Source organism: Aliikangiella sp. G2MR2-5 (genome assembly GCF_015687155.1).
Lineage (GTDB): Bacteria > Pseudomonadota > Gammaproteobacteria > Enterobacterales > Kangiellaceae > Aliikangiella.
The window spans coordinates 1,438,613-1,460,978 of the sequence record NZ_JADPQF010000001.1; the positions used below are offsets into that span (position 1 = coordinate 1,438,613).

General features: G+C 40.2%; 20 protein-coding genes. 8 read left to right on the top strand and 12 right to left on the bottom strand.

Going from position 1 to position 22,366, the window contains the following annotated elements:
* Positions 1-258: 258 nt before the first annotated feature.
* Complete coding sequence (cysZ, locus tag IYN84_RS05915) at positions 259-1,026, top strand: sulfate transporter CysZ (protein ID WP_196138229.1); 768 nt, start codon at positions 259-261, stop codon at positions 1,024-1,026.
* 36 nt (positions 1,027-1,062) lie between these two features.
* Here cysZ and IYN84_RS05920 read toward each other — a convergent pair whose 3' ends face one another.
* A complete protein-coding gene (locus IYN84_RS05920; RefSeq protein WP_196138230.1) occupies positions 1,063-1,584 on the bottom strand; it encodes a hypothetical protein in 522 nt (173 codons plus the stop codon).
* An 80-nt stretch (positions 1,585-1,664) separates the two neighbouring features.
* Between IYN84_RS05920 and smrA the strand changes: the two genes are divergently transcribed.
* Positions 1,665-2,303 (top strand): DNA endonuclease SmrA, encoded by a 639-nt coding sequence (smrA, locus tag IYN84_RS05925; RefSeq protein WP_246722603.1) that lies wholly within the window; start codon positions 1,665-1,667, stop codon positions 2,301-2,303.
* Between the two features lie 3 nt (positions 2,304-2,306).
* On the opposite strand, the gene IYN84_RS05930 is transcribed toward smrA, so the two are convergent.
* The 5 genes from IYN84_RS05930 to IYN84_RS05950 all read right to left on the bottom strand — a co-directional run bounded on the left by IYN84_RS05930 (position 2,307) and on the right by IYN84_RS05950 (position 8,152).
* Positions 2,307-4,436 carry a TonB family protein gene (locus tag IYN84_RS05930; RefSeq protein WP_196138231.1) on the bottom strand — a complete coding sequence of 710 codons (2,130 nt, stop codon included), beginning with the start codon at positions 4,434-4,436 and terminating at the stop codon, positions 2,307-2,309.
* Positions 4,437-4,479: 43 nt separating this feature from the next.
* Complete coding sequence (locus IYN84_RS05935; RefSeq protein ID WP_196138232.1) at positions 4,480-4,860, bottom strand: BlaI/MecI/CopY family transcriptional regulator; 381 nt, start codon at positions 4,858-4,860, stop codon at positions 4,480-4,482.
* A 159-nt stretch (positions 4,861-5,019) separates the two neighbouring features.
* The gene (locus IYN84_RS05940; RefSeq protein ID WP_196138233.1) at positions 5,020-5,370 is read right to left on the bottom strand and encodes a PilZ domain-containing protein; all 351 of its coding nucleotides are present in this window, start codon (positions 5,368-5,370) and stop codon (positions 5,020-5,022) included.
* Between the two features lie 112 nt (positions 5,371-5,482).
* Complete coding sequence (locus IYN84_RS05945; RefSeq protein WP_196138234.1) at positions 5,483-7,312, bottom strand: DUF885 family protein; 1,830 nt, start codon at positions 7,310-7,312, stop codon at positions 5,483-5,485.
* 39 nt (positions 7,313-7,351) lie between these two features.
* Positions 7,352-8,152 carry an SDR family NAD(P)-dependent oxidoreductase gene (locus tag IYN84_RS05950; protein WP_196138235.1) on the bottom strand — a complete coding sequence of 267 codons (801 nt, stop codon included), beginning with the start codon at positions 8,150-8,152 and terminating at the stop codon, positions 7,352-7,354.
* Positions 8,153-8,590: 438 nt separating this feature from the next.
* On the opposite strand from IYN84_RS05950, the gene IYN84_RS05955 reads away from it, so the two are divergent.
* A complete protein-coding gene (locus IYN84_RS05955) occupies positions 8,591-8,845 on the top strand; it encodes a hypothetical protein (RefSeq protein ID WP_196138236.1) in 255 nt (84 codons plus the stop codon).
* Positions 8,846-8,868: 23 nt separating this feature from the next.
* Positions 8,869-9,045, top strand: coding sequence for a hypothetical protein (locus IYN84_RS05960; RefSeq protein ID WP_196138237.1), 177 nt, complete (start codon positions 8,869-8,871; stop codon positions 9,043-9,045).
* 65 nt (positions 9,046-9,110) lie between these two features.
* On the opposite strand, the gene IYN84_RS05965 is transcribed toward IYN84_RS05960, so the two are convergent.
* Both IYN84_RS05965 and grxD read right to left on the bottom strand, forming a co-directional pair.
* Entirely contained in the window at positions 9,111-10,745 is a 1,635-nt protein-coding gene (locus tag IYN84_RS05965) for an AMP-binding protein (RefSeq protein WP_196138238.1), read from the bottom strand.
* A gap of 226 nt (positions 10,746-10,971) precedes the next feature.
* Positions 10,972-11,280, bottom strand: coding sequence for a Grx4 family monothiol glutaredoxin (gene grxD, locus IYN84_RS05970; RefSeq protein WP_196138239.1), 309 nt, complete (start codon positions 11,278-11,280; stop codon positions 10,972-10,974).
* A 228-nt stretch (positions 11,281-11,508) separates the two neighbouring features.
* Here grxD and IYN84_RS05975 point away from each other — a divergent pair, with 228 nt between their 5' ends.
* From IYN84_RS05975 to IYN84_RS05990, 4 genes are all read left to right on the top strand, one after another.
* Positions 11,509-12,084 carry a Fe-Mn family superoxide dismutase gene (locus IYN84_RS05975; RefSeq protein WP_196138240.1) on the top strand — a complete coding sequence of 192 codons (576 nt, stop codon included), beginning with the start codon at positions 11,509-11,511 and terminating at the stop codon, positions 12,082-12,084.
* A 171-nt stretch (positions 12,085-12,255) separates the two neighbouring features.
* A complete protein-coding gene (locus tag IYN84_RS05980) occupies positions 12,256-12,696 on the top strand; it encodes a hypothetical protein (RefSeq protein WP_196138241.1) in 441 nt (146 codons plus the stop codon).
* A 72-nt stretch (positions 12,697-12,768) separates the two neighbouring features.
* A complete protein-coding gene (locus IYN84_RS05985) occupies positions 12,769-14,964 on the top strand; it encodes a GNAT family N-acetyltransferase (RefSeq protein WP_196138242.1) in 2,196 nt (731 codons plus the stop codon).
* A 34-nt stretch (positions 14,965-14,998) separates the two neighbouring features.
* Complete coding sequence (locus IYN84_RS05990) at positions 14,999-15,655, top strand: MBL fold metallo-hydrolase (RefSeq protein ID WP_196138243.1); 657 nt, start codon at positions 14,999-15,001, stop codon at positions 15,653-15,655.
* Positions 15,656-15,695: 40 nt separating this feature from the next.
* Here IYN84_RS05990 and IYN84_RS05995 read toward each other — a convergent pair whose 3' ends face one another.
* The 4 genes from IYN84_RS05995 to IYN84_RS06010 all read right to left on the bottom strand — a co-directional run bounded on the left by IYN84_RS05995 (position 15,696) and on the right by IYN84_RS06010 (position 22,314).
* Positions 15,696-16,538, bottom strand: a complete 843-nt coding sequence (locus IYN84_RS05995; protein WP_196138244.1) for a YdiY family protein — start codon at positions 16,536-16,538, stop codon at positions 15,696-15,698.
* Between the two features lie 129 nt (positions 16,539-16,667).
* Positions 16,668-18,947, bottom strand: a complete 2,280-nt coding sequence (locus IYN84_RS06000) for a carbohydrate binding family 9 domain-containing protein (RefSeq protein ID WP_196138245.1) — start codon at positions 18,945-18,947, stop codon at positions 16,668-16,670.
* A 138-nt stretch (positions 18,948-19,085) separates the two neighbouring features.
* Positions 19,086-20,357, bottom strand: a complete 1,272-nt coding sequence (locus IYN84_RS06005; protein ID WP_196138246.1) for an HD-GYP domain-containing protein — start codon at positions 20,355-20,357, stop codon at positions 19,086-19,088.
* Between the two features lie 235 nt (positions 20,358-20,592).
* Positions 20,593-22,314, bottom strand: a complete 1,722-nt coding sequence (locus IYN84_RS06010; protein WP_196138247.1) for a pentapeptide repeat-containing protein — start codon at positions 22,312-22,314, stop codon at positions 20,593-20,595.
* Between the last annotated feature and the right edge of the window lie 52 nt (positions 22,315-22,366).

Sequence of the window (22,366 nt, forward strand, 5' to 3'; positions counted from 1 at the left end):
TCTTTGAGCCAGTGTTCTCAACCCAAAAACAGGTATTAAATGTACTATCATCGCCTCTCTGAACAATCCATTTTTAGAATCTAGCTGATGAAAACTGTACATTATTTAACCGCCTGTAATCATATTACAAAGTCAAAGCTACAAAAATAACCAAAACTTTTTACATTTTACCGGTGGTGATAACAAACGCATTAGTTTAAATTATTTCACCTGTAAAACACATCAAAAATCACTACAAAAACAGGTTAATTCTAAAATATGACAAACAACGCATTCAGTGGCGCTCATTATTTGAGCAATGGATTTCGTCTCATTCTTAAGCCAGGTATAAGAAGCTTTGTTTTGATTCCACTTACAATTAACTTGATATTGTTAAGTGCTGCCAGCTTATGGGCCTTTAACATGATAGGAGACTGGTTCGCTGGGCTAAAGCAAAGCGAATACAGCTGGGTTCAATGGACTGTCGAAAATCTTGAGTGGCTGATTTGGCCCCTGATAGTTATCGGGGTTGTCATAGTAGTGTTTTTTATTTTTGCCTTCATTGCTAACTGGATTGCAGCCCCTTTCAATGGCTTGCTGGCAGAAGCAGTGGAAAAGAATCTAAGAGGGGAAAATTATAAAACTGATTCGTTTAGCTGGAAAAACTTTTTTGCCGACATTCCCCGACTATTTGGCAGAGAGTGGAGAAAGCTTGTCTACTTTTTACCCAGAGCTATAGGGTGTCTATTACTCTTTTTACTGACATTTTGGACCCCTTTTTTCTTTATCTCGCCTATAGTCTGGTTCTTTTTCAATTCGTGGATGGCTGCCATTCAATATATTGATTACCCAATGGACAATCATCGAATCCCATTCTCAGCAATGCTTGATCAAATCAAGGAACGACGTTCCGGCTCGATGGGATTCGGATGCATGGTGATGCTTCTTACTATGATTCCAGGCCTCAATATTCTTGTGATGCCTGCAGCGGTAGCTGGAGCGACCAATTTATGGGTAGACCACTATCCTCGCCCAAACATGAATTAATCAGACAATGCTATATTAGGACAGCGTTTTCAGTTGCTACTCAAGACTTAAATGATCAATTGAAGGGCCTTCTTGTTTTTCAGGCTCTTTTTCAGGCAGAATTCGCTCTCCTGCCGCAGCCAGGGATAAGTTGCTCGTATCTACTTCTCGTTTCTCGTAGACTTTAGGCGGCAAGATTTGGGCTCCAGTTTCGGCAATTGTAAGTGTTCCACTATCTTCATGCTCTGCGTCTTTTTCGCTTTCCTGTGGTGGTGTATTCGAGCCTGTAGCACCCTCTGCTACCCTATTCTTGTTTTCTGTAACTTCTGATTCAGAATCGGTACTTTCTACTTCCTTGATCAGAGCTAACGCACCAACTTGTTTCATTGCCGACTGGTACTTCATAGCTGCTGGGTAATCCAGGTTTTTGCGAATAGCCACTTCTGTACCACTGAACAAACGGTCAATTGCATCTGGACTTGACTTAAACAGCTGTCCCAACTTGGCCTTTACATCTCCAATTTCTGCAGTCTTTACTATTTGACCGCGAAAAACCACATCAAATTTGCCATCTATCATATTGATATTCCGTCACTATTCCAATGAATTGACTACCGCTATAGCTATTATAGGTAAATTACCAATGAGTTTCATCTACCATGCGAGGAGATATTTTTTTAGAATACTGGGTATTCGTAGAATCAGAGTTATTACTGGGTCGATTGTTAATGTCGAATGACAATAAAAATAGTGACTTTTTAAGTGAAATGGCTGGAGTCAGGCCAATTAAGCAAGATAAAGTCCACCAATTGAAAAAGCCAGGGGAAGATATCAACACTCCTTATAGGCAAAAAATTGCTGAATCATTTGCTCGCAAAGATAAAAACTTCTTAACCGATGGCGAAGTGCCGCCAGTGGAGCCTGAAGAAATACTGGAATTCAAGCTAGATGGCGTACAACCGGGCGTATACAAAAAATTAAGACAAGGTAAGTATGGATTCGACTTCCATCTTGATTTACATCGAAAAACTGTCGCAGAGGCTCGAAACGAGGTTTATCATCTACTACGCACTGCAAACTCCCTCAACCGCCGAGTCTTGCTAATAACTCACGGCAAAGGAATCATGAGTACACCACCGGCTCGCCTGAAAAGTTATGTAAATTATTGGCTCAGACAGGTGGATGTCGTAATAGCATTCCATTCAGCCCAGCCTAACCATGGCGGAGCCGGGTCTGTATACGTTCTTCTGAAAAAGCCTAGTAAAGAGGACTCTTTTTATCGCAATAAATTCGACTAATCATTAAAGAGTTCGAATTCTATAGTTTAGTCGAGATCCGGTAACCCGCTTGTAGTAAGGCCTTTGCTCAGGAACATCAAACTCAAAAAGCATGCTAGCCTGATGTGCCACCTTCACACCATTCTTAGTGGCGGGTTCGTATTTCCACCGTCGAAGCTTATTTTTTATCTCCCTGACAAACACTCTTGAAATCGAATTAGATATTTCAAGATCATCAACATTACCATTTTCATCAATAATGAAATCAACCTTTACCTTTCCTTTAAGCTTTTGCAAGAAGGCCTCCGCAGGATAGCTAGGATAAGGGGTATTCAAGGCCCTTGGTTCTGTATACAAGTCTTTTACTTCGACTTCTCTAATGATGTCATCTGAGGAGACAACCGAATCAATCCTCTCCAGCTTGGAAGTTCGTAACAGTCTTGAAATAACGGTTTCATTATCTACTTTTTTGATAGCACTTGAGGAGATGGAACCACTCGTGTTGGCAAAACCATGGTCGAGAACAGGTTTAGACTCAAGAACGGGTGTAGACTCTATAGCTGATTTAACTTTGGAAACGCCTGGAGAGATAACAGCCACTCTTAATGTCTCTTTCTTCTTGGCTGAAGCATTTTCTTGTACAAAAGTATTTGCACTCATTGAATCAACATTGCTACTTAACTTGCTTAAGCTACCTGAATTGTTCGAATTTTCAATAATTTCTTTGTCGGTTTCGCTTTCTGCATCTTCTTTCTCAACACTCTCCACCAAAATCAGGGGCTCAGCTTCCTGTCCACCAGTTACTAAAGCGCCATTTTCTTGTTCGCCAACCTTTTCTTCTGAATTCACTTTAATTTTTTGTTGTTTCGCCATTTCTTTTTGACTGAATCTATCCTGGCTCCTGTTCAAGCTCCTCAGATTGTCCTGCTTTTCCAGCTCCAGATCAAAAACAGGCAATTTCTCAGCAACTTTCTTCAACTGTTGTCGATTTGCTCCAGCCTCAAAATACCTATCTAATTCAATATTTTTCGAAGTTTCAGGGCTACTATCCGAAACAAGGCTGCTATCTGAAATTTGAGTGATAGAACTTGTCTCATCAGTCATTTGGGAAGTAGCAGCCATTGCAGCAAAGCTAAATCCTATGGCGCTTAGCAGTACAACTATCCCGTTAGCTGATGGAAATCGACTGTATTCCTTGCTGACAATACGGTAAATCCGTCTTCTGAGATGGCCTCCGGAAGCGGACACAGCAACCAGCGAAAAATTGCCTTGCTTTAATTCGGCAGTATTCAATAGCGCCTTCGCCAGACCCAATCTTGACTCTTCAGATTCACCTTGAGCTTCTATCGCCATTTTGTCGCAGATGAATTCCCTTTCTTCACGAATCACCCGGTTAATCCAGTAAACGCATGGATGGTAAAAGAAAATAACCTGAACAACACCCTGTAAAATGTTAACTAAAAAGTCTCGGCGTTTAACATGAGCAAGCTCATGAGCAAGAATAAGGGCTAATTGTTCTCTATCCAGGCCTATTGCAACAGCTGCGGGAAGCAAGATAACTGGCTTCAGGAAGCCGACAACCACTGGAACATTAACAATATCCGATTTAAGGAAAGTAACCGTCTGTCCAACCCGCATTTTAACTTTTATGGCTCCAGCCATTGATTCAATCGAGCTTCCTAATGATCTCACTCCAACCCGAGTTAAACGGTAGGTCTTGTTAACATCTACCAGAAATTTGGATAGCGCAGCTATTACACCTATGCCCCATAATAAAACGATTTCAAAATCACCAATTAGGGGCGTCGCCCCAGATTCATTTTGGATAAATGACAAGTCGGAAGTCTGCACATCTATTCCGGTTAGAATACTTCCTAAGGGAACAACAGATTCCACCGGCACAAAAGTCAAGTCGATACCGGTACCTGTACGCGCGCTAAGATACCAGTAGAAGGTCACTACTGGTGCAGCGATTGTGATTAATAAGGTGGCTGTAGCTATTCTATATCTTAAGTAGAATTTCTGTTGATCAATAAAAAATAACGACAACTTCAATAGAACAGCAAGGATGAGCCCCTGCCAGGAAAAATGAAGAATTGTTAGTGCTAAGCTTTTTATTAGAACGCCATCAACTAGCCAGTTCCCTAAGTCCATACCCCTGATCCTGAATTGGTATATCCAAACTCAAACAACTCGCTTACTTATTATTATTTTCGAGTTCGTTCAAAACTTTTCTTATTTCTGCGATTTCCTGCCTGCTAGTTTTCCCATTCAAAGCACTGACTAACATCTGAGAAGTAGAGCCTTTAAATACTCTCGAAATCATGTCACGAACCATCACACCCTGAGTATCAGCTTCGGTAATTTTAGCAGAATACACATGCGCCCTTGCAGATTCATCTCTGTCGACAAGAGACTTATCGTACATAATTTGCATAATTTTCAAGACGGTCGTATATCCCGTCTTCTGATACTTAGATAAGATCTCATGAACTTCTCTTACTGTAGAAGCTCCCTTCTGCCAAAGTACTTGCAATACCTGAAGTTCCGCCTTTGTAGGCTGTTGACTGGTCGCCATACAACTCCCCCAAAAATATTGTTTTACGACTCCTATATCCTGGCTGAGCTTATCCTGAAGCTCTCTATAAAATCAAGGGATTCAACATTTTTAAACAAAATTCAATATTTTGGGGCGTTTAACATTAGGGCGCTAACATAAGTTTGCCGCAGAGTGGCGCTAACTAGCTTCCGCAAACATTTTCTGCCACACCATGTAGTCAGAATGCTCGGCATCCACAAGTTCAAAGCCCGCAAGATAGTCTTCATCAGAGATGTTTTCCACCCACTTGACCTCTCCGGTCAGTAAAAACTTGTATCCACCCGACTCAAAGTTCAGTAGTAATTCTAAAATAGAGCCTTGTATAAACGGAAATCTGGCGTGAATTTTTAACCCATTTTTTGAAATATCACGAGTTGAGCATTCCAGCATCAAGTTGTCGGAAGCTGTGTCACTGGAAGCAGCTAGAACTTCAATGAAGATCTTTTCTTCGCGACTGTGTCGTCTGTCTTTCCGTTTTTCATCTGACATAAGAAAAACCTACTCCGATAACCTATTTGAGAGATTCAAGCTCTAGCCTACAAATTATAGTTTAGGGTGGACTATATTGCTATCAATCATAGTCCACCAGTGCAATACAGACCTATTCGCTCAAATATGCCTTGGATTCTATATATTCATCAACCAGCTCCCCTAAAATGTCTAGAGGAACCGCACCATTTTTTAGGACGACATCGTGAAACTCAGCTAAATCAAATCTATCGCCCAAAGATTCTTTCGCTTTAGCTCTTAATTCAAGTATTTTTATCATTCCAACTTTATATGCGCAAGCTTGACCAGGCATAACAATATAGCGCTCTATTTCCGCCACGACATCTGACTCAGCCATTCCGGTATTCTTTATCATGTAGGTTATGGCTTCATCACGCGTCCAGCGTTTAGCATGAATTCCGGTATCCACGACTAACCTTACCGCTCTAAAAAGCTCAGCTTGAAGCCGCCCGATATTGTCATAAGGGTTGTCTTGAAACCCAAGTTCCCACGCGAGCCTTTCCGCATAAAGAGCCCATCCTTCTACATATGCGGTAAAAGGTGAAAACCGCCTGAATATCGGTAGTCCTTCTAACTCCTGAGCGACTGTTATTTGAAAGTGATGTCCAGGAATGGCCTCGTGATAAGCCAGAGTTCGCATACTGTACTTGGGGGTTGCTTTGATATCGTAAAGATTCGCATAAAAAATACCCGGTCGAGAACCATCTAGAGAAGGAGCATTGTAATAGGCACCTGGACTTGTTTTCTCCTTAAACTCTGGAATTCTCTCTACTTTAACTTTTGCTGTAGGCCTGACATTGAAAGCGCTCGCTAAACCCGCATCAATCTCATCGATTATTGTCTGGTAATCATCCAAAATTTGTTGCCGACCCTCATCACTATCAGGGTAAAAGAATCTCTCCTGTTCAGATAAGGCTTTCATACTTTGCGTAAAGCCTTCTGTAGTATCAAAGCCTTCTGCTTGCAGTATTTCCAAAATTTCGGCCTGAATTCTGGCGACTTCCTGAATTCCTACATTGTGTAGATAATCAGGAGAGTAATCGGTTGATGTAAATAGCTTTAACGCTAGCCGATAAGCTTTCTCGCCATTCGGAAGTTTCCAGAACCCATCTCGATGATCAGCTTTATCAGAAAGCCCACTGAAATAACGTGTTAACTCAATATAAGCTGGATATACTTCCTCATTTATCACCAACTTTGCTTTTGCTAGAATTTCATCTCTATCTTCCTGCGCAATACCTTCTACCTTTTCCAGCTTTTCTTTGAGAGAAGCATAGAGAATATTCTCTTCAACCTTGGTTTCTGTGAACCCTTGCATCTCTTCTACTACTCGTTCAATTACAAATTGTGGCGGGATAATTCCATTTTCAGTGCGCAGTTTTAGCCCTCTTACAACTTGAGAGAACTTTCTAGGGAGCTTATGCAAACGGCTAACATAATACTCCGCGTCCTTAAGATCATTAATTTGATGTTGTGACTCCATAAAGGTAGGGAAGCCATTTTGTACACCAAACAATTGATTAACCGGATAATTATGATATTTGAACTCTTCTGCTTCTTTTGCAAACTGGAACAAGTATTCTGCGATACGCTTTGAAAGCTTTTCTTCTTTTGTTAACTCTTCATTTGAATAGGTTTTTAAAACTTCATATTCAGAGCTAATGAACTTGAAAAACTCATCAGTTGACTCAGGACTCGCATCATCTAATTCACCATTGTGGCCATCGATACCAAACTGTTCCAAAACTTTCAATGACGTTAGTGTTTCAGGACTATCAAGCGCTATTTTTAGCGCAAAGCGGTTAAAAAAGTTATTAATAAAAAATGGACGTCCATACCATTCATGTGCCGCAAACGCCCCCAGAGGTATTACTATCAGGCAAAATAGAAGTGCTATCCCCCATAAAACAATTTTTTTCATTCCAACTGCATCCTTTAGCCATGTATCCGGCTTATATAATTAGTCTTTTCGTGTATAAATTTTCGGCAACATCCAGTGGTAGATGTTTGGAACAAATCTACGAGCTTGATACCCAAACTTAGCGAGGCCCTCGGCGATAATAATTTCTCCTCTCCATCCGCCAATCTTTGATAACATTAGCCTTACAAATTTGTCTGTCGACATGCCGTTATTAATTTCGTTGTCCATTTTGGCATAAGGTTTCATATTCCCTTTAAGTGCATTTCTACTAAGATTTGTTCTCACAAACCCCGGGCACACGGTGTAAACCTTAATACCTGAGCTAGCAACTTCTGCTCGTAAACAATCCATAAACCCAACCAGAGCATGCTTTGCACCGCAATAGGCTGTACGCATACCAACACCAACCTTTCCTGCGATACTGGCAATATTGACAATGGTGCCACTTCTTCGCTCAATAAAGTAAGGGAGCAGCGCCTTAGTCAATGCAATCGTACCAAAATAGTCAACCTCCATAATCCTTCGGTCAACAGGTAAAAGGGTATCTACTGCTAATCCTCGCTGACTAATCCCTCCATTATTTATCAAAATGTCAATGCCTCCATTGAATTGCCATGCAGTTTCGACCCAGGATCTCGCTTGATCGCCGTGAGATAGATCGAATGGCAAAATATGGTGCTTGGCGGGGTTGCCAAGAGTATTCAATACACTTCGCAGGTCTTGCTCTTTTCTTGATGACAGAATTAGGCGAGCCCCCAACGCATCAAGCTTTTCGCACAAAGCTTTTCCAATTCCTGACGACGCCCCGGTAACCCAGACTACTTTATTTAGATAATCCAAAAAACGGCCCTTTTCTATTATTGTTTTTTTATAGAATTTAATACTTCCAGTTAAATATCGAGTATATCTAGCGATTAAATCGAAACAAAGTCCTATGGATTAAATAACTGTAACAAACGATATCCAGCCAAATTTTTACCTTACTTATTCTTTTTGGCAATAAAAAATACTGTATCTTTTAAATTTATCTTAGAAATAGATTGATATTATTGACTTATATAATTGTTTTTAAAGAATTTTTGTTTTTTTTCAAAATAAAATCGAAGCGTGAACTAAGTCACAAATTCACCACAAGTATCTGTTAAGATGATGTGTGGCTGATATTTAATCAACTTCGATGAAATATTCAATCTCACCTTAAATTTGGATGGGTTGAATTGGTAAAAGATTTATCAGCCATGTGTTTTTGGGGAAAATAGTTAAGGTATTATTATTATTATGAAGTGGTACACCATTGATAATGGACGCCTGTGCTTGGGCACTCAATCTGGCCAATACGCTAACTTTCATGTGGCAACCGATGTTGTATTAAGTTCGCCTATAACTACACCTCTACTTCCAGAACACGTCGAACTTATTGGCTCTTACCCAGAAGACTGGTTCAACGACAATGACATTGACAGCAAGATCAACAAGATCGCCAAACATTATTTTGGATTAAACAAAAGCTCATTAACTCAGTTGACCGCTTAGACTCTACTCAGTCAGGAGAATTTATGTACAAAAATGAACCGAAAGTAGAGCATGGAACGCTTAAAGAAAAACAGTTCATCAAAGAATTAACAAATGAAGACAAAGATCAAAACCTGGGAATAGCGATTGAAGCCATAGAGGCAGAAGTCAATAGCTACAGAGAAGCCGGGCATACGCAGGTGACGTCCTGGTTAGAATAATATTCTCGTAATTCAAAAAAAGGCTCTGAAAGGGCCTTTTTTGTTACTCAAAGATAATAACCCGACTACTTTTCCAGAATCCCCCAACGCTTTCCCGATTTCATTAATTTGGCAACGTCCGCCTTATAGTATGTTTCGACTGCCTGTCTGCGAATTTTTAATGTGGGCGTCAATAATTCGTTATCCGAATTCCACTCTTCGCTAGTCAGGCCCAAAAAGCCAAGCTTCTCATGTTTTTCAAGCTGTTGATTTAATAAATTCAACTTGGAAGCTATTTGTTTACCATTTTTTTTGGTCTGAGAAAGAGTAGTGGCTTGCATCGAAACTATAGCAACGGGTTGTGCCAGCCCCTCTCCCATCACGCACACATTGTCACACTTAAATAACGAAGCTAAATTCTGCTCAATTGGAGTCGGGGCAATATATTTTCCTTTGGAGGTTTTAAATAGATCTTTAGCTCGACCAGTAATCCGTAAGTAACCTTCCTCATCAACAGCTCCAAGATCTCCCGTTCTAAACCAGTCATCCTGAATTGCGGCTTGGGTGAGCTCCGGAAGTTTGTAGTACTCCTTCATCATTGATGGCACTTGCAATAGTATCTCCTGGTTATCTGCGATGAGGATTTTACAGTTATGCAAAGGCTTTCCAACTGTTCCTACTTTTCGTTTACCAACGGCATTTGCCGTAGCGATACCCAAAGTTTCAGACATACCGTAAACCTCATAAATAACTATGCCTAACTCTTCATACCACTCTATTACTTCCTTGGAAATCGATGCCGCACCACTTAAACAGAGCCAGGCATTCTCCAATCCAAGTTTTGCTACAATCTTTTTTTTAAGCCAAATACCCATCACAGGAAGATTCAAGAGTAACGACAGGATTCGCTCTCCGCCGAGCCTGGATTCGATGTTCTGTTTAAGTTTTAGCCAAATTCTAGGTACACCGAAAAAAATAGATGGTTGAGCAAATCTTAGGTTCTCTGCAAAAGTATCCAGCTTCTCTACAAAGTAGATGGAGGCTCCGTAAAATACAGCTCCCATCTCAACTGCGACCCTTTCTGCAACATGCGCCAAAGGTAAATATGAAAAGAATCTCTCCTCACTTGATACATTAAAGGTGTTCCTTATCGACTCAAACGCGTTATATAGAGCAAGATAACTGATGACAACTCCTTTTGACTCTCCTGTAGTTCCAGAAGTATAAACAATAGTCGCAACATCTAGCGGATCAGGCATGACTATGCTTTTAGCCGGGGAATTTTGATTAATGATGTCATTCCAAAAAGGTAAATCTGAATCTTGTGTAAAAATAGAGACTTTCTCTATTTGCGAGGTAAACGCTCCTTTAGGAATAGCTTCATTGAGCTTTCCGATGAACACAAGCTTCAATTCAGCATGTTTCTCAATAAAAGAAATTGTTCTCGCGCTTGCTGTCGGATATATAGGTACGCTTACATGCCCAGCAATCATAATTGCCAGGTCAGCCATAATCCAGCGGTCGCAATTGAGTGAATAAATACCTATCTTGCTTCCCTTTGGGAACTTTACAAGATAACTGACCATAGACATAACTTGCTGATATGCATCAGCCCAGGTTGTAAGCCTATAACCTTTTCCGATTGGTTGGTGCAGGAAAACCTTTTTTCCGCGCTTTTTACCTGAATCAAGAAGCATCTGATGAGGGCTGATAAATGGCAACGAATCCTCCAGTTGTAGATTAATTGTGCAAACAGAAACATCTTACGACATAAAGTTAAGCATACAGAGATATTCTGCACAAACGAGCAGTAACCTAGTCTGTCACCTGAATTGTATTATATCTCGCGGGGCTAAGTTGACAGGCTTGTAAAGTCGTAATCAACAAAAAAGCGCTCGAGAGAGCGCTTTAGAATAGGTAAGAAAAACGATAAATCTATTTCAAACCTCAGGCATTATTGATGACTTCAGCTAGTTCGCCACTTTGATGCATCTCCAGCATAATATCGCAACCACCAATTAATTCTCCGTTAACCCATAGTTGCGGGAAAGTCGGCCAGTTTGCATATTTAGGCAGTTCGGCTCTTATATCAGGGTTTTGCAAGATATCTACGTACGCAAACTCTTTACCGCATGACATTAACGCTTGTGATGCCTGTGCCGAAAACCCACACATAGGCGCCTCTGGAGATCCTTTCATATAAATGAGAATCTTGTTTTCGTCGATTTGTTGCTTGATTTTGTCAATAGTATCCATCTAATACCTCAATAAAATACCTAATAGAGAATGGCGCAATTCTACCCTTCTTCTTTTTCAATGGCCATGAATATCCGACCAATTTACTATGATATTGATCAAGCTATGATGATAATAGCTGTAATCTATTAACTCTAAGTTAGAATATAATAATTCTTTGATACATTACCCGAAAAAAGTCTAAAATACAGCTTTAGTCACAACAATTCTAAACATGTAGGAGCTAACATGTCTTTTGAACTACCGGCATTACCTTATGCCAAAGATGCACTCGCACCAACAATTTCTGAAGAAACTATCGACTTCCATTACGGCAAACATCACAACACTTACGTTGTAAACCTGAATAACCTGGTTGCTGATACAGATTATGCTTCTATGAGCCTTGAAGAAATCATCAAAAAATCAGATGGTGGAATTTTTAACAATGCGGCACAAATCTGGAACCACACTTTTTACTGGAATTGCCTGACCCCTAACTCAACGTCACCTTCTGCTAGCCTGGAAGAAGCAATCAACACAGCATTCGGCTCTATGGAAGAGCTAAAACAAAAATTCACTACTGCTGCTGCAACTAATTTCGGTTCTGGATGGACCTGGTTAGTCAAAAACGCTGAAGGTAACCTGGAAATTGTCAATACCAGTAATGCTGGTTGCCCCCTAACAGAAGATTACACTCCACTATTAACCATCGATGTTTGGGAGCATGCTTACTATATTGACTATAGAAACGCTCGCCCTAAATATCTTGAATCTATTTGGGAAATTATCAACTGGGATTTCGTTTCTGAGAACTTCTCGTAAGCGTTTAAAGTATCGAAGTAAAAAAGCGGCTATTGCCGCTTTTTTACTTTTTGCTATCTATAAATAGACAATTTCTTACACGACAACTCTCTTTTGACTCATTCTGAAATAACACTTTATTCGCTACACTATTCTCCATTCCAGAGTTGATAAGTTTGACAAGGAGGTCAAATGAGTCGCAAGTCCAACATCGTGCTACTAATCACCGTTTTTCTGATTCTGAATTCAGGCCTTGGTACCAGGACTATTTTCGCCAAAGAACCTAAGTTAAATAAGCTCTATGTGTATCTCGACCACAACGGGTACAAGGTCTACTCCCAAACTAAACCTGCAACTAAAAAATACCAGGAAATTCTACTCCCAAAGAAGGAAACCACGAAGTGGGCCAAGATTCCCAATGTAAATCGCCGTAATACAAAAATCCTAAACAGTTCGGTAAGAAGCAAACTAAATGATTCCTCAACCGATAAAAACGCATTGTTTTGCCTTCGCATTGAGCAAAAGCTCGCTAAGGCGATGTCCAAACTCGAGCAACGACTACCAGCTCAAGATTTTGACAGGACTAAAGACAAGCTACTCAAATTAAGATGGGAAAAGAGAAAACGCTGCTAAGGTATTGAGCTTTGGCTTGATTCAGATTTCAGCATATAATAGAGAATCAATCAGAATAGAACCTCTCTCTAGATGCCTACTTTTCAGCCTGTCAATACCGAATATTTCCTCGATGAATGGCTTCCGTCACTCGAGCGTTTTAATATTCGAGGGTGTATTATCACAGCCAGAGAAGATCAACTTTACGACTCAATTAAGAAACGCTTAAATAACGCTCTCTCCCCTTCTCTCTCTGCAAAAGACTATGTCAGTCATACGAACAAAGCAGTAGGGCTTCTTGGCAGCGAATACAGGTTTGTTGAGTTTGAATGTGATAGCAAGTTTGATCCAAACCTGTTCGCTACAGTGTGCGGACTGGTACCTGGGGGAGGTATTCTCAGCTTAATTCTGCCGTCAAAAACTATTGAGTCTATAAAAAATCATATTTCTGATTCATCTTTAAAAAAGATAGAAGTGGAGCATTTTAGTCCGGTACTGTCTCGTTTTTTGTCTGAATTAATGGAAAATCTAAACTCTCCCCTGCCATATTTGACTATCATTGATAAACAGTCCGGCTGTATTCTAACTCAAAGTATTTCTGCAAGAAAAATAGCGCAGCAAAGTGATTGTTTGCGGCAAACTATCGACCTACTTGAACAGCAACAATCTGTAGTGTCACAGGTTGAGAGAGTGTCCACAGGTCACGCCAGGCGGCCTCTTGTGTTAACTGCCGATCGCGGTAGAGGCAAATCGGCCACTCTGGGTATCGCAGCAGCCAATCTACTCAGTCACAAGTCGTTAAAGATCATTGTGACCTCGAGAAGTAAAAGCAATACCACAAAAATATTTGAACATTTTTATCGTCGGTGCGAAGCTCTGTCAGTAAAACCGGAGCAAAAACATCCCTTCCATGCTGTCTTGTCAAATGGCTCAGAACTAAAGTTTTTTCCCTGTGACAAAGTAATTGGTTCAGACGAACAAGCTCATACAATATATATTGACGAAGCTGCTGCGCTTCCTGTATCTGTTTTACAAAAATTGTGCACACGATTTAACCGAATGGTATTTTCGACAACAACGCACGGTTACGAAGGTAATGGTCAAGGATTTGAAATTCGCTTTAAGAAACATCTTATTGATGTCTTTCCCCAGACCCGTTTCACGAAGCTCATAGAACCTATCAGATGGTCAAGTAGCGATCTAATCGAGAGCGCTATGTTCAAAGGGTTCCTACTGAACTCTTCAATTCTTTCATTAAGTAAAAATGAATTAGAGCCCAAGTTATTTCAATATGACGACTGTTTCCGGCTTCTAACTAAGAGTGAATTAAAAACAAATGAGAAGCTATTAACACAAATCATCGCTTTATTAATCAATGCACATTATCAGACTCGTCCAGCAGATCTTGAGCAAATCCTTTCAAACCCTGCTATGCAAGTAGCCGTCTTGCAGCCAGAAGAAAAAATATTGGGAGTGATACTCGCTGTTAAAGAAGGTGATTTCTCAGCTTCACAGATTGAAAGTGCTTATAAAGGCCGAAAAAGTATGGCCGGACAATTTACACCTCAATCAATCATTTCGCACCTGGGTCTAAAAGAAGCCGGCCCATTAAGCTATTTGAGAATCATGCGAATTGCGATTCACCCTCAATTGCAGAACCAAGGTCTGGGCTCTTTTATGGTGGAAAGCCTTATTCGGCAAGCGAAGGAAGTCGATGCAATTTCTACCAGCTTTGCTATGACAGCTGAAGTATTAAATTTTTGGTTCAAAAATCGGTTCTCTATTTATAGAATCGGTAGTAGCAAGGATTCTTCTTCTGGAGCATACAATGCTGAAATGATTTATCCCCTGTCTCCAAAAGCAGATGCAATTAACTCAATACTAAAATGCAGATTCAAGAATCAGCTTAACTTTAAGTCTACAACGGAGTATCGCTCGCTAGATTCAGAACTCATAGTAACAATTGTCACCAACCAGCCTGTTTTTAATGAAGTTCAGCTTACCTCATGCGAACAAGAGGAACTACTTAACTTCTCTAAAGGGTACCGTTCTCTTTCGATGGTAAGTGACTTACTCTACTTCTGGCTGGGCAATACACTGGCATTATCATCAGAGAAGTTCACGAAAATCCCACCGCTAATAGGAAAGAATGAAGTTGCATTTTTAATCGATCTATTATTTCTTAAAAAGGACAACGACGTAATATTGTCCACATATAAACTTTCCGGCAGAAAGCAGCTTCAACAATGGCTTAGGGAAATTGTTGCTCAACAGCTGGCGTCATCATAAAATTATAGAATCATCAAAAAATTAGAGGTTAACCATGGGGTTAAGGGTTGAAGTAGTTACAGTTACACCTTTTCAGCAAAACTGCTCAGTAATCTGGTGCGAACAAACTTTACAGGGCGCAGTAATTGATCCTGGTGGAGATATCGATCAAATTATGAAAGTTATTGTGTCTAATCAGCTAAGGGTGTCGAAGATACTTTTGACTCATGGACACCTCGATCATGCTGGTGGTGCAGCAGCTCTTTCACGAGAACTCGAAGTTAAAATTATAGGCCCGCACCAGCAAGATGAGTTCTGGCTAGAAGGAATGGAAAAGCAAGCGCAAAGTTACGGTTTCGCCGGAGTCGAAATATGCCATCCCGATCAGTGGCTAAACGATGGCGATAGAATTGATGTAGGCAACGAAACGCTCGAAGTCTACCACTGTCCTGGACATACTCCAGGCCACGTGATCTTCTTCCACAGACAGTCACACCTTGCTTTTGTTGGCGATGTTTTGTTTAAGGGGAGTATTGGCCGAACAGACTTTCCAAGGGGAGATTTCAATACCCTGATTAACTCAATAACTCAAAAATTATGGCCACTAGGTAATGAAACTCGGTTCGTCTCAGGACATGGTCCGTTATCAAGCTTTGGTGTTGAAAGAGAGTCAAATCCGTTTGTTTCAGATTCAGCTCTGCTAGAAAAATAAAAGCCGCCAATTTGGCGGCCATTTGAAAGACTGACGCTTACTAAAATGAATACACTACGGTGAAAGAGCTAACCGTTTCTAAATCTTCATTTCCTTCTGGGACTTCCGACTGGTATTTTGCCGTATATGAAATTTTAAGCGCTAGATTTTCAATGATATTAGCTGAAATAGCAGAGTAAGACTTGTATACATCATTATCTTCACCTATTTCGGCAGAGATAGTCTGTTCAAAATTCGAGTTTTCACTGATATTCCACTTATAAAGTCCTGCCAATCTCGCTATTTGTTCACTTGAAGTTACGCTAGGTACCTCTTCATTTTCAACTGTATCAGGATTATCCGCGACGAAAGTATTTTTAGTTTCCCTGATACCCAAACCTAGTTCGGCTTCTAGAGTATGCTCTTCAGAATTCAGAAAGCTATAACCTGCACCAAATGCAATGGAAGACTGATAGTCAAAGCCGGAATCTTTGGTATCATCAAAGTCATATATGCCAAATGCGTAGGCATTGTCGCTATATTTGTATTGTGATTTTAACTGTGCGACTAACTTTCTAGCTTCGGTCTGAATATCGTTTATTTTGTCATCGGTAGAGCTAGACTGAGTGGCAACAAAACCACCATGACGCCACTTCTCAACTTCATAACTCAAAGCAAACCTTCCATTCAAGGAGTCAGTTTCCTGATTTCCAGAAACAGCTACATATCCGAACTCGACACTTCCTTCCCATTTCGCATCACAGTCTTCCTTTCCTGGTTCACACACAACCTCTTCATCACTTTCATCTGAAGGCCTTCCCATCCAGAAGTCGTCGCCAACTGCAGGGAACGCAAACATTACGCTGAATATAAAAGCATTAACTACCTTAAAAAGTGAACCCATCTTTTAGTAATACCCTTGGAAAAATTAATAACCAACCAATAAATGGCATGAAGCCGCCATGATACCAGTGTTGACGGCTATTAAGAATACTTTCTAAGTATTTTTTATGTGCAATAGAGGCAAATAGAATTAGAGCTGCCAAGCATAAGAAAACTTGGCAAATGCAGTTTTTTCAAAAATGAGCGGAGACATCGAGTATCTGGTTGTATTGGCTTTATCGGAATAGCCTATATAGATGAGCGTGAACGGGTTTACTTTGTAAGAATAGAGTACTTGGCTACCGATATATTTCTCCACACTCGAAAGTTCCAGTTCTCGGTATTGAGCACTAACTCTTAACTGGTTTCTTTCATTAAACTGGTACGTCAGGGAACTGTTCAATAAGTCGAGTTGATACAGCTCTCCCTCAGGCAAGTCGAAGGTTTGACTGATCATCTCTAATTCAATATTGAGCTTTTCCGTAGCCTGAAAGTTAAAGCCAAGCTGTGTGGTAAATGTTTCACCTGCTCTTGCTTCAGTGTAATAAATTGCATCAGAGCGGCTCACTTCACCGGTAATCTCAAGCATTGACAATGGGGTCAACTCAAACCATAAGATATTTTCGTCTTTTGAAAATACCTGGCCGTCATAGTGCTCTTCCTTGTTAACACTATCCAGACCAAAGGATGAACTTAGAGTAGCATTAACCTCAAAATTGATATTACTTTGCTTTTCTAACGCATCACCATTCATTTCAGCGGTATCAGCATGACCGATAAAAACTGACGCATTTTGCCACCACTTATTTTTATCATCTGAGTACCAATAACGATAAACTCCCCCGGCAATTCGTTGCCAATTGCTTCGCGAAATAAACCCAGCATCAGCTCTAAAATCTTCACCGAATTGATGGTATGTCGAATACCAACGCCAATCCCGACTGGAGTGGGTATAATTTAAAGAAAAGGAATTATCATTCATATTCGGCCTGACCAATGCTTTTCCAGCGTCTTCGATACCGCTAAAATCAGCCAGGACATCGTCGGGATAAGTCGATTCAGACCAGTAAGACTGAATTTTAAAATAGTCTGTATCATTTACCCATGTCTTAGAGTCTAAGCCGTAAACAATATTCTTATAGCCATCACCGTCTCGATTGGTTAAGGTGAGTCCCAAATGATTTCTTTTTCCCAGATCAACACGATAACGTCCGACAAAGTTATTACTTTCAACAGCCCTCGATTCCAGATAAGCACCTTGACTATGTGAAACAAGAAAATTAGTTACCTTGTCTTTTAGAAGCATGACCCCATAACTATGATGGTTATCCTTTCCGGTAAACTTTATACCGTAGTCTGGTTCTTCAAAAATTCTGGTGTAAATAAGGTTTCCCCAGTGATTAAAGTAATCAGCCCCATCTTGAAAAAATGGTCGCTTTTCCGCTAAATAGAGGACTGTCAGAGTATTCACATCGAGCTGAAAAGCATCAGCTTCAACCTGGCTAAAGTCAGGGTTAATGGTTGCATTTAAGAAATTTTGTTCATTAATTCCCCAGCGTAAATCAAAACTGGATCTGGTTTCTGACTCACTATTTGACCAAGCCTCTGCACCGTCGATATCTCTTTCTTTTTGACTATTTACGATCAATGAAGGAATCAAGGTCGCATTGAGAGGCGGCTTTATCTGGCTTAAACCTCTTACTTTATTCAGCTCGCAAACCATACAACTCTGATTTCGTTCACGAGGTTGGGTTGAATAACGATGATCCAGTTCTCTGGGGCGATACCTAATCACCTCTATTCCCCACTGTTTTACATCGCCTCCATTATTAAATCTAAGCGTATTAAAAGGAATTTTAAATTCTACTGTATACCCAGTGTCATTAACTTCTCCAGAAGAATACCAGATACCGTCCCAAGTTAAGTCTTCTTCAGCGATGTTGTCGTCCAGAATTTGATCAGCTTGAATTCCAGTTGGTGTCACAAAAAACTGGTAAGCTTGTCGCGAGTTATCGAAAGTGTCTAATTTGACGCTAATATAGTCAGAAGCCCAAATTTTATCTCTATCGGTATGAAATGCTCTTATTTGGTCTTTATTCGGATCAAATGCGATCACTCCAATATAGAGATATTCACCATCTTGATATATTCGGGCAATAGTCTTTTCACTTGCAACCTGGTTTTCTGCTGGCTCGGTCTCAATTAATAAAGGAATTTCGAGAGCATTTTTCCATACAACTTCACTCAGCTTGCCATCAAGCGAGTTCTGGCCCTTCAAAAAAGGAATATCTCCAAGCAATTTTTCTTCTTTTACGACTCGACCATCTCTCGCTTGAATCGTACTCTGAAAGCAAAATAGTAGAAATATGAATACAAAAAACTGTAGATTTGCTAAAAAAAGTGGGTTATCTGAGTGTAAACGACAATTCATTAATATTTCTTTATTATCTTTATTATGCAAATAGCTTCACAGCCACAATGATCAACAATTAAACCAAAATATTCAATCTAATAATCGCTATAATTTGACAAATTCCCAATATATATCACATTGAGAGATTAGCAGAACTTAACCTTGCATCATTAAAAACTCTGATATTTTGCCTATATCTAAATCAAAGTCATTTGCTCTCACTGCTTTTTCTATCTTTTCGTTTGGCTGTTGGGCAAGGTCAATGCTTCTAATTTCAGTGAAGGCATTTTGAGTCAAGTTAAAAAAGCATTTTACAACAGGCTTAGTTGGAACTTCCTCATTTCTTTTCTCTACCATGGCCAGTCTATTAGAGCGTAATTGAACCAAAGAACCTACCGGGTATACGCCCATGCAATGGATAAAATTGTCTACCAATGAAACGTCTAAATCTCCTGCTTGTGCTAGTTCTCTTAATATGGCGAAGGCTTTAAGCTGCGGAAAACCACTTTTGTAAACTCGATCTGCACTCAGAGCATCAAAAATATCGCAGATACTTATCATCCTGTCATAAACAGTCAAGCTGTCTTCACGTAAACCTTGAGGATACCCCTTTCCATTAAGTTTTTCATGGTGGTTAGCTACAATCTGTTTGCTCACTTCTGGCAAGCCGTCAACTGAATCAACCACTTCCTTGGAATAAACGGCATGCATTTTAATTACTTCAAACTCTTCTTGCGTGAGTTTTCCCGGCTTGTGCAGTATTTTATCCGGAATTCTAATTTTACCTACATCATGTAAAAAAGCCCCCAATGATAAAGACTTTACCAATGTCTTATCAAACCCCATGTAGTGACAAAATATTGCCATTAAAATGGATACTGAAACAGAGTGCTCTAAAAGATAAGCATCTTTAGTTCGTATAGAGAGTACGCATGCCAGGGCATCGGGATTCTGAAATATAATTTCCAGGGATTTATCAACCACCAGACTTGCTGCCTCTATATCAATTTCTCGGCCAGATTGAATGTCTCTTAGAACCCCTTCCTGGATACTTTTAGCTTCATCAAAAACCCCCTTAGCATCTGTCAGTCGTTCGGCAAAACTCTGTTTGTTAATGTTGACTTTGTTCCGAGGTTTACTTTGTGATTTGCTTGATTGAGTGGCAGTTTTTTCCTTAACTAACTGCTCGCGAGATGCTTCACTATCATCTGTAACTGGGGTCCGTTCCACCGAATCAACGTCAAGCGAGTCCAAATGCTTTGTAGTGTCAATAGAAACTCGCTGGACTCCCTGCTCAATAAGTGCTTCTATTTGATGAAAATCTCTTATCCAACCAGAAGTTTTTATTTTAACTTTTCCCTTCTGCTTAACTATATCAACAATATATGAACCAACAGTTAGCTGGGAAACATCTCTTTCAATGATCATATTGAACCACTTAGAAGTCGTTGGGCTGAAGTTCGATTAGCCCCAATCAGGTAAATCCTTTACATTAATTTAGACGATTATTCGGGCGGCCGCCAAAGACAGGTGTTTTTGTACAATATATCAATATTGACAAATTATTTTCCAGACTCGAAGTAAGCCTTGAGGATAAGGTATTAAAGGAACTTAATAAGGTAACTAACTTAAACACGCGCACCTATATATTTATCCTTTTATATCAATCTGTTAAATCCCTATATACATGATATACATGGATCCAGTCACCTGCTTTTTTATCACCAATGGCTTTAGTTAGCTGGCCTTTCTGAGGATAAAAGGCAAAAGCGTCAGACTCCTGTTCCGCGTAATGCTTGACCTTTTCCGATACGACAATATCACCTGTGTCCGCCATGGCCTCGAGTCTTGCTGCCATACTTACAGCACTACCCTCTAGATCAGATTGATTGGTCACTTCATTATGCACAATATTTACTTGTCCCAGATCTATCCCTATTCTCAGCTCAAAGCCGGCGGCCATAAGTACATCGCGAATCATGCAGGCACATTCCACAGCATTCTTAGCACTTCTAAAAGTGGCTCTTAAAGAATCCCCCTCCATATTGGGATAACTAGCGTTCCACCTTTCAAGAACAGGCTTTAGTAGCCCTCTGAATAGCGAAAGCTTTTCAGAAATAACCCGTTCATTCCATTGGGTAAAACCTTTAAGATCAATAAATAGTACGCAAAAATTTCTAATTTGATCGATTTCGTGTTCTGCCGCCAGCTCAAGAAGACGCGGCCAAAACTGCTCCTTGATGCCAGCAACGGCTTCTTTTAGGCGCTTTTGCATTTTTCTATCAGCCCTTAAAGTGAGCTGTGCGTACTGTAATCTACTCGCTTCCTCCTTGAGGGAGTCTTCCAGTTCATCAAGCGAATAATTACCGGCCTCTTCCACAACCAACTGGACTAAAGCACCTCCCGCAACATCTTTAACTGACTTTAGCCTAAGCGAAGTCCCCCAGTGGCAGGCCTGTAAGTGTTCGATCATAATAGGCAGGGTAGCAATTTCATTTGCAGTGAGGCGAAAGTCATATTTTAGGTCAATGATTAATGAGTCGGCATAGATTCGCTCGAACTCTCCCCTTTTGTAGTCCGTTTTTAAAGAAGTATCCTGATCCCAGTAAGCAAACTTACATTCAACCTTCCGTATCTCCCAACCTATTGTTTCTATATTGAATAACTTCGCGCCAGTTAGCTTGGCTCCGTTAAGGCAGGCTCCACATAAATCTGCTCCACGAAGATCACACCCTTGTAAATCTGCGTTATCGAAATTAACTTTAGACAAATTAGCTGAAGCCAAGCTTACTCGTTTCAAGTTAGCGGATTTAAATGAAGTATGAGAGATTTTGCAACCCGCAAGAAGAACGCCTTCCAGATTAGCTTCATTCAACTGGGTTCTTTCCAGATTTGCTCCTCGCAAATCTGAGTTTTTAAGACATGACCTTGACAGGTTCTTATTTGACAGATTCTGATTTCTTAAATCACATGACTCCAGTCGAATACCGATTAAGTTAAAACTTTGCAAGTCCAATCCTGAAAGATCAGATTCAATAATCGCAGTATTCTCTGTAATTGCAGTTAACAAGTTAGAACCAGCAAAATTGCACCTGATAAATTCACTAGACTTTAAATTAGCAGCAATCAGCTTTGCAGAATCAAAGTCACAGCAGCTAAAGTGGCTGTAGCTGAGGTTAGAAGAAATCAGATTCGTACGTCTGAATTTACAGTCACTGAATTTGCAATTAACGAAAGAAACACCTGAGAAATCCAGCTCATCAAAGTCAAATGACTTAAAGCTTAAATCTTTAATAACGATAGGCTGATTGCCATGTGAAGCTTTCCACCGCGACCAATTATCCGGTTTGGTAAAAAACACTGGATCCCTTAAAGCTTGATTCATAAATGCATTCCAACTTTGCTACTTTGCTTGATAAATCAACAACCTGTTTTAC

Excerpts from the sequence above, each read along its gene's own strand:
- cysZ (WP_196138229.1), top strand. The coding sequence starts at position 259 with ATGACAAACAACGCATTCAGTGGCGCTCATTATTTGAGCAATGGATTT.
- IYN84_RS05920 (WP_196138230.1), bottom strand. The coding sequence starts at position 1,584 with ATGATAGATGGCAAATTTGATGTGGTTTTTCGCGGTCAAATAGTAAAG.
- smrA (WP_246722603.1), top strand. The coding sequence starts at position 1,665 with ATGCGAGGAGATATTTTTTTAGAATACTGGGTATTCGTAGAATCAGAG.
- IYN84_RS05930 (WP_196138231.1), bottom strand. The coding sequence starts at position 4,436 with ATGGACTTAGGGAACTGGCTAGTTGATGGCGTTCTAATAAAAAGCTTA.
- IYN84_RS05935 (WP_196138232.1), bottom strand. The coding sequence starts at position 4,860 with ATGGCGACCAGTCAACAGCCTACAAAGGCGGAACTTCAGGTATTGCAA.
- IYN84_RS05940 (WP_196138233.1), bottom strand. The coding sequence starts at position 5,370 with ATGTCAGATGAAAAACGGAAAGACAGACGACACAGTCGCGAAGAAAAG.
- IYN84_RS05945 (WP_196138234.1), bottom strand. The coding sequence starts at position 7,312 with ATGAAAAAAATTGTTTTATGGGGGATAGCACTTCTATTTTGCCTGATA.
- IYN84_RS05955 (WP_196138236.1), top strand. The coding sequence starts at position 8,591 with ATGAAGTGGTACACCATTGATAATGGACGCCTGTGCTTGGGCACTCAA.
- IYN84_RS05960 (WP_196138237.1), top strand. The coding sequence starts at position 8,869 with ATGTACAAAAATGAACCGAAAGTAGAGCATGGAACGCTTAAAGAAAAA.
- grxD (WP_196138239.1), bottom strand. The coding sequence starts at position 11,280 with ATGGATACTATTGACAAAATCAAGCAACAAATCGACGAAAACAAGATT.
- IYN84_RS05975 (WP_196138240.1), top strand. The coding sequence starts at position 11,509 with ATGTCTTTTGAACTACCGGCATTACCTTATGCCAAAGATGCACTCGCA.
- IYN84_RS05980 (WP_196138241.1), top strand. The coding sequence starts at position 12,256 with ATGAGTCGCAAGTCCAACATCGTGCTACTAATCACCGTTTTTCTGATT.
- IYN84_RS05985 (WP_196138242.1), top strand. The coding sequence starts at position 12,769 with ATGCCTACTTTTCAGCCTGTCAATACCGAATATTTCCTCGATGAATGG.
- IYN84_RS05990 (WP_196138243.1), top strand. The coding sequence starts at position 14,999 with ATGGGGTTAAGGGTTGAAGTAGTTACAGTTACACCTTTTCAGCAAAAC.
- IYN84_RS05995 (WP_196138244.1), bottom strand. The coding sequence starts at position 16,538 with ATGGGTTCACTTTTTAAGGTAGTTAATGCTTTTATATTCAGCGTAATG.
- IYN84_RS06000 (WP_196138245.1), bottom strand. The coding sequence starts at position 18,947 with ATGAATTGTCGTTTACACTCAGATAACCCACTTTTTTTAGCAAATCTA.
- IYN84_RS06005 (WP_196138246.1), bottom strand. The coding sequence starts at position 20,357 with ATGATCATTGAAAGAGATGTTTCCCAGCTAACTGTTGGTTCATATATT.
- IYN84_RS06010 (WP_196138247.1), bottom strand. The coding sequence starts at position 22,314 with ATGAATCAAGCTTTAAGGGATCCAGTGTTTTTTACCAAACCGGATAAT.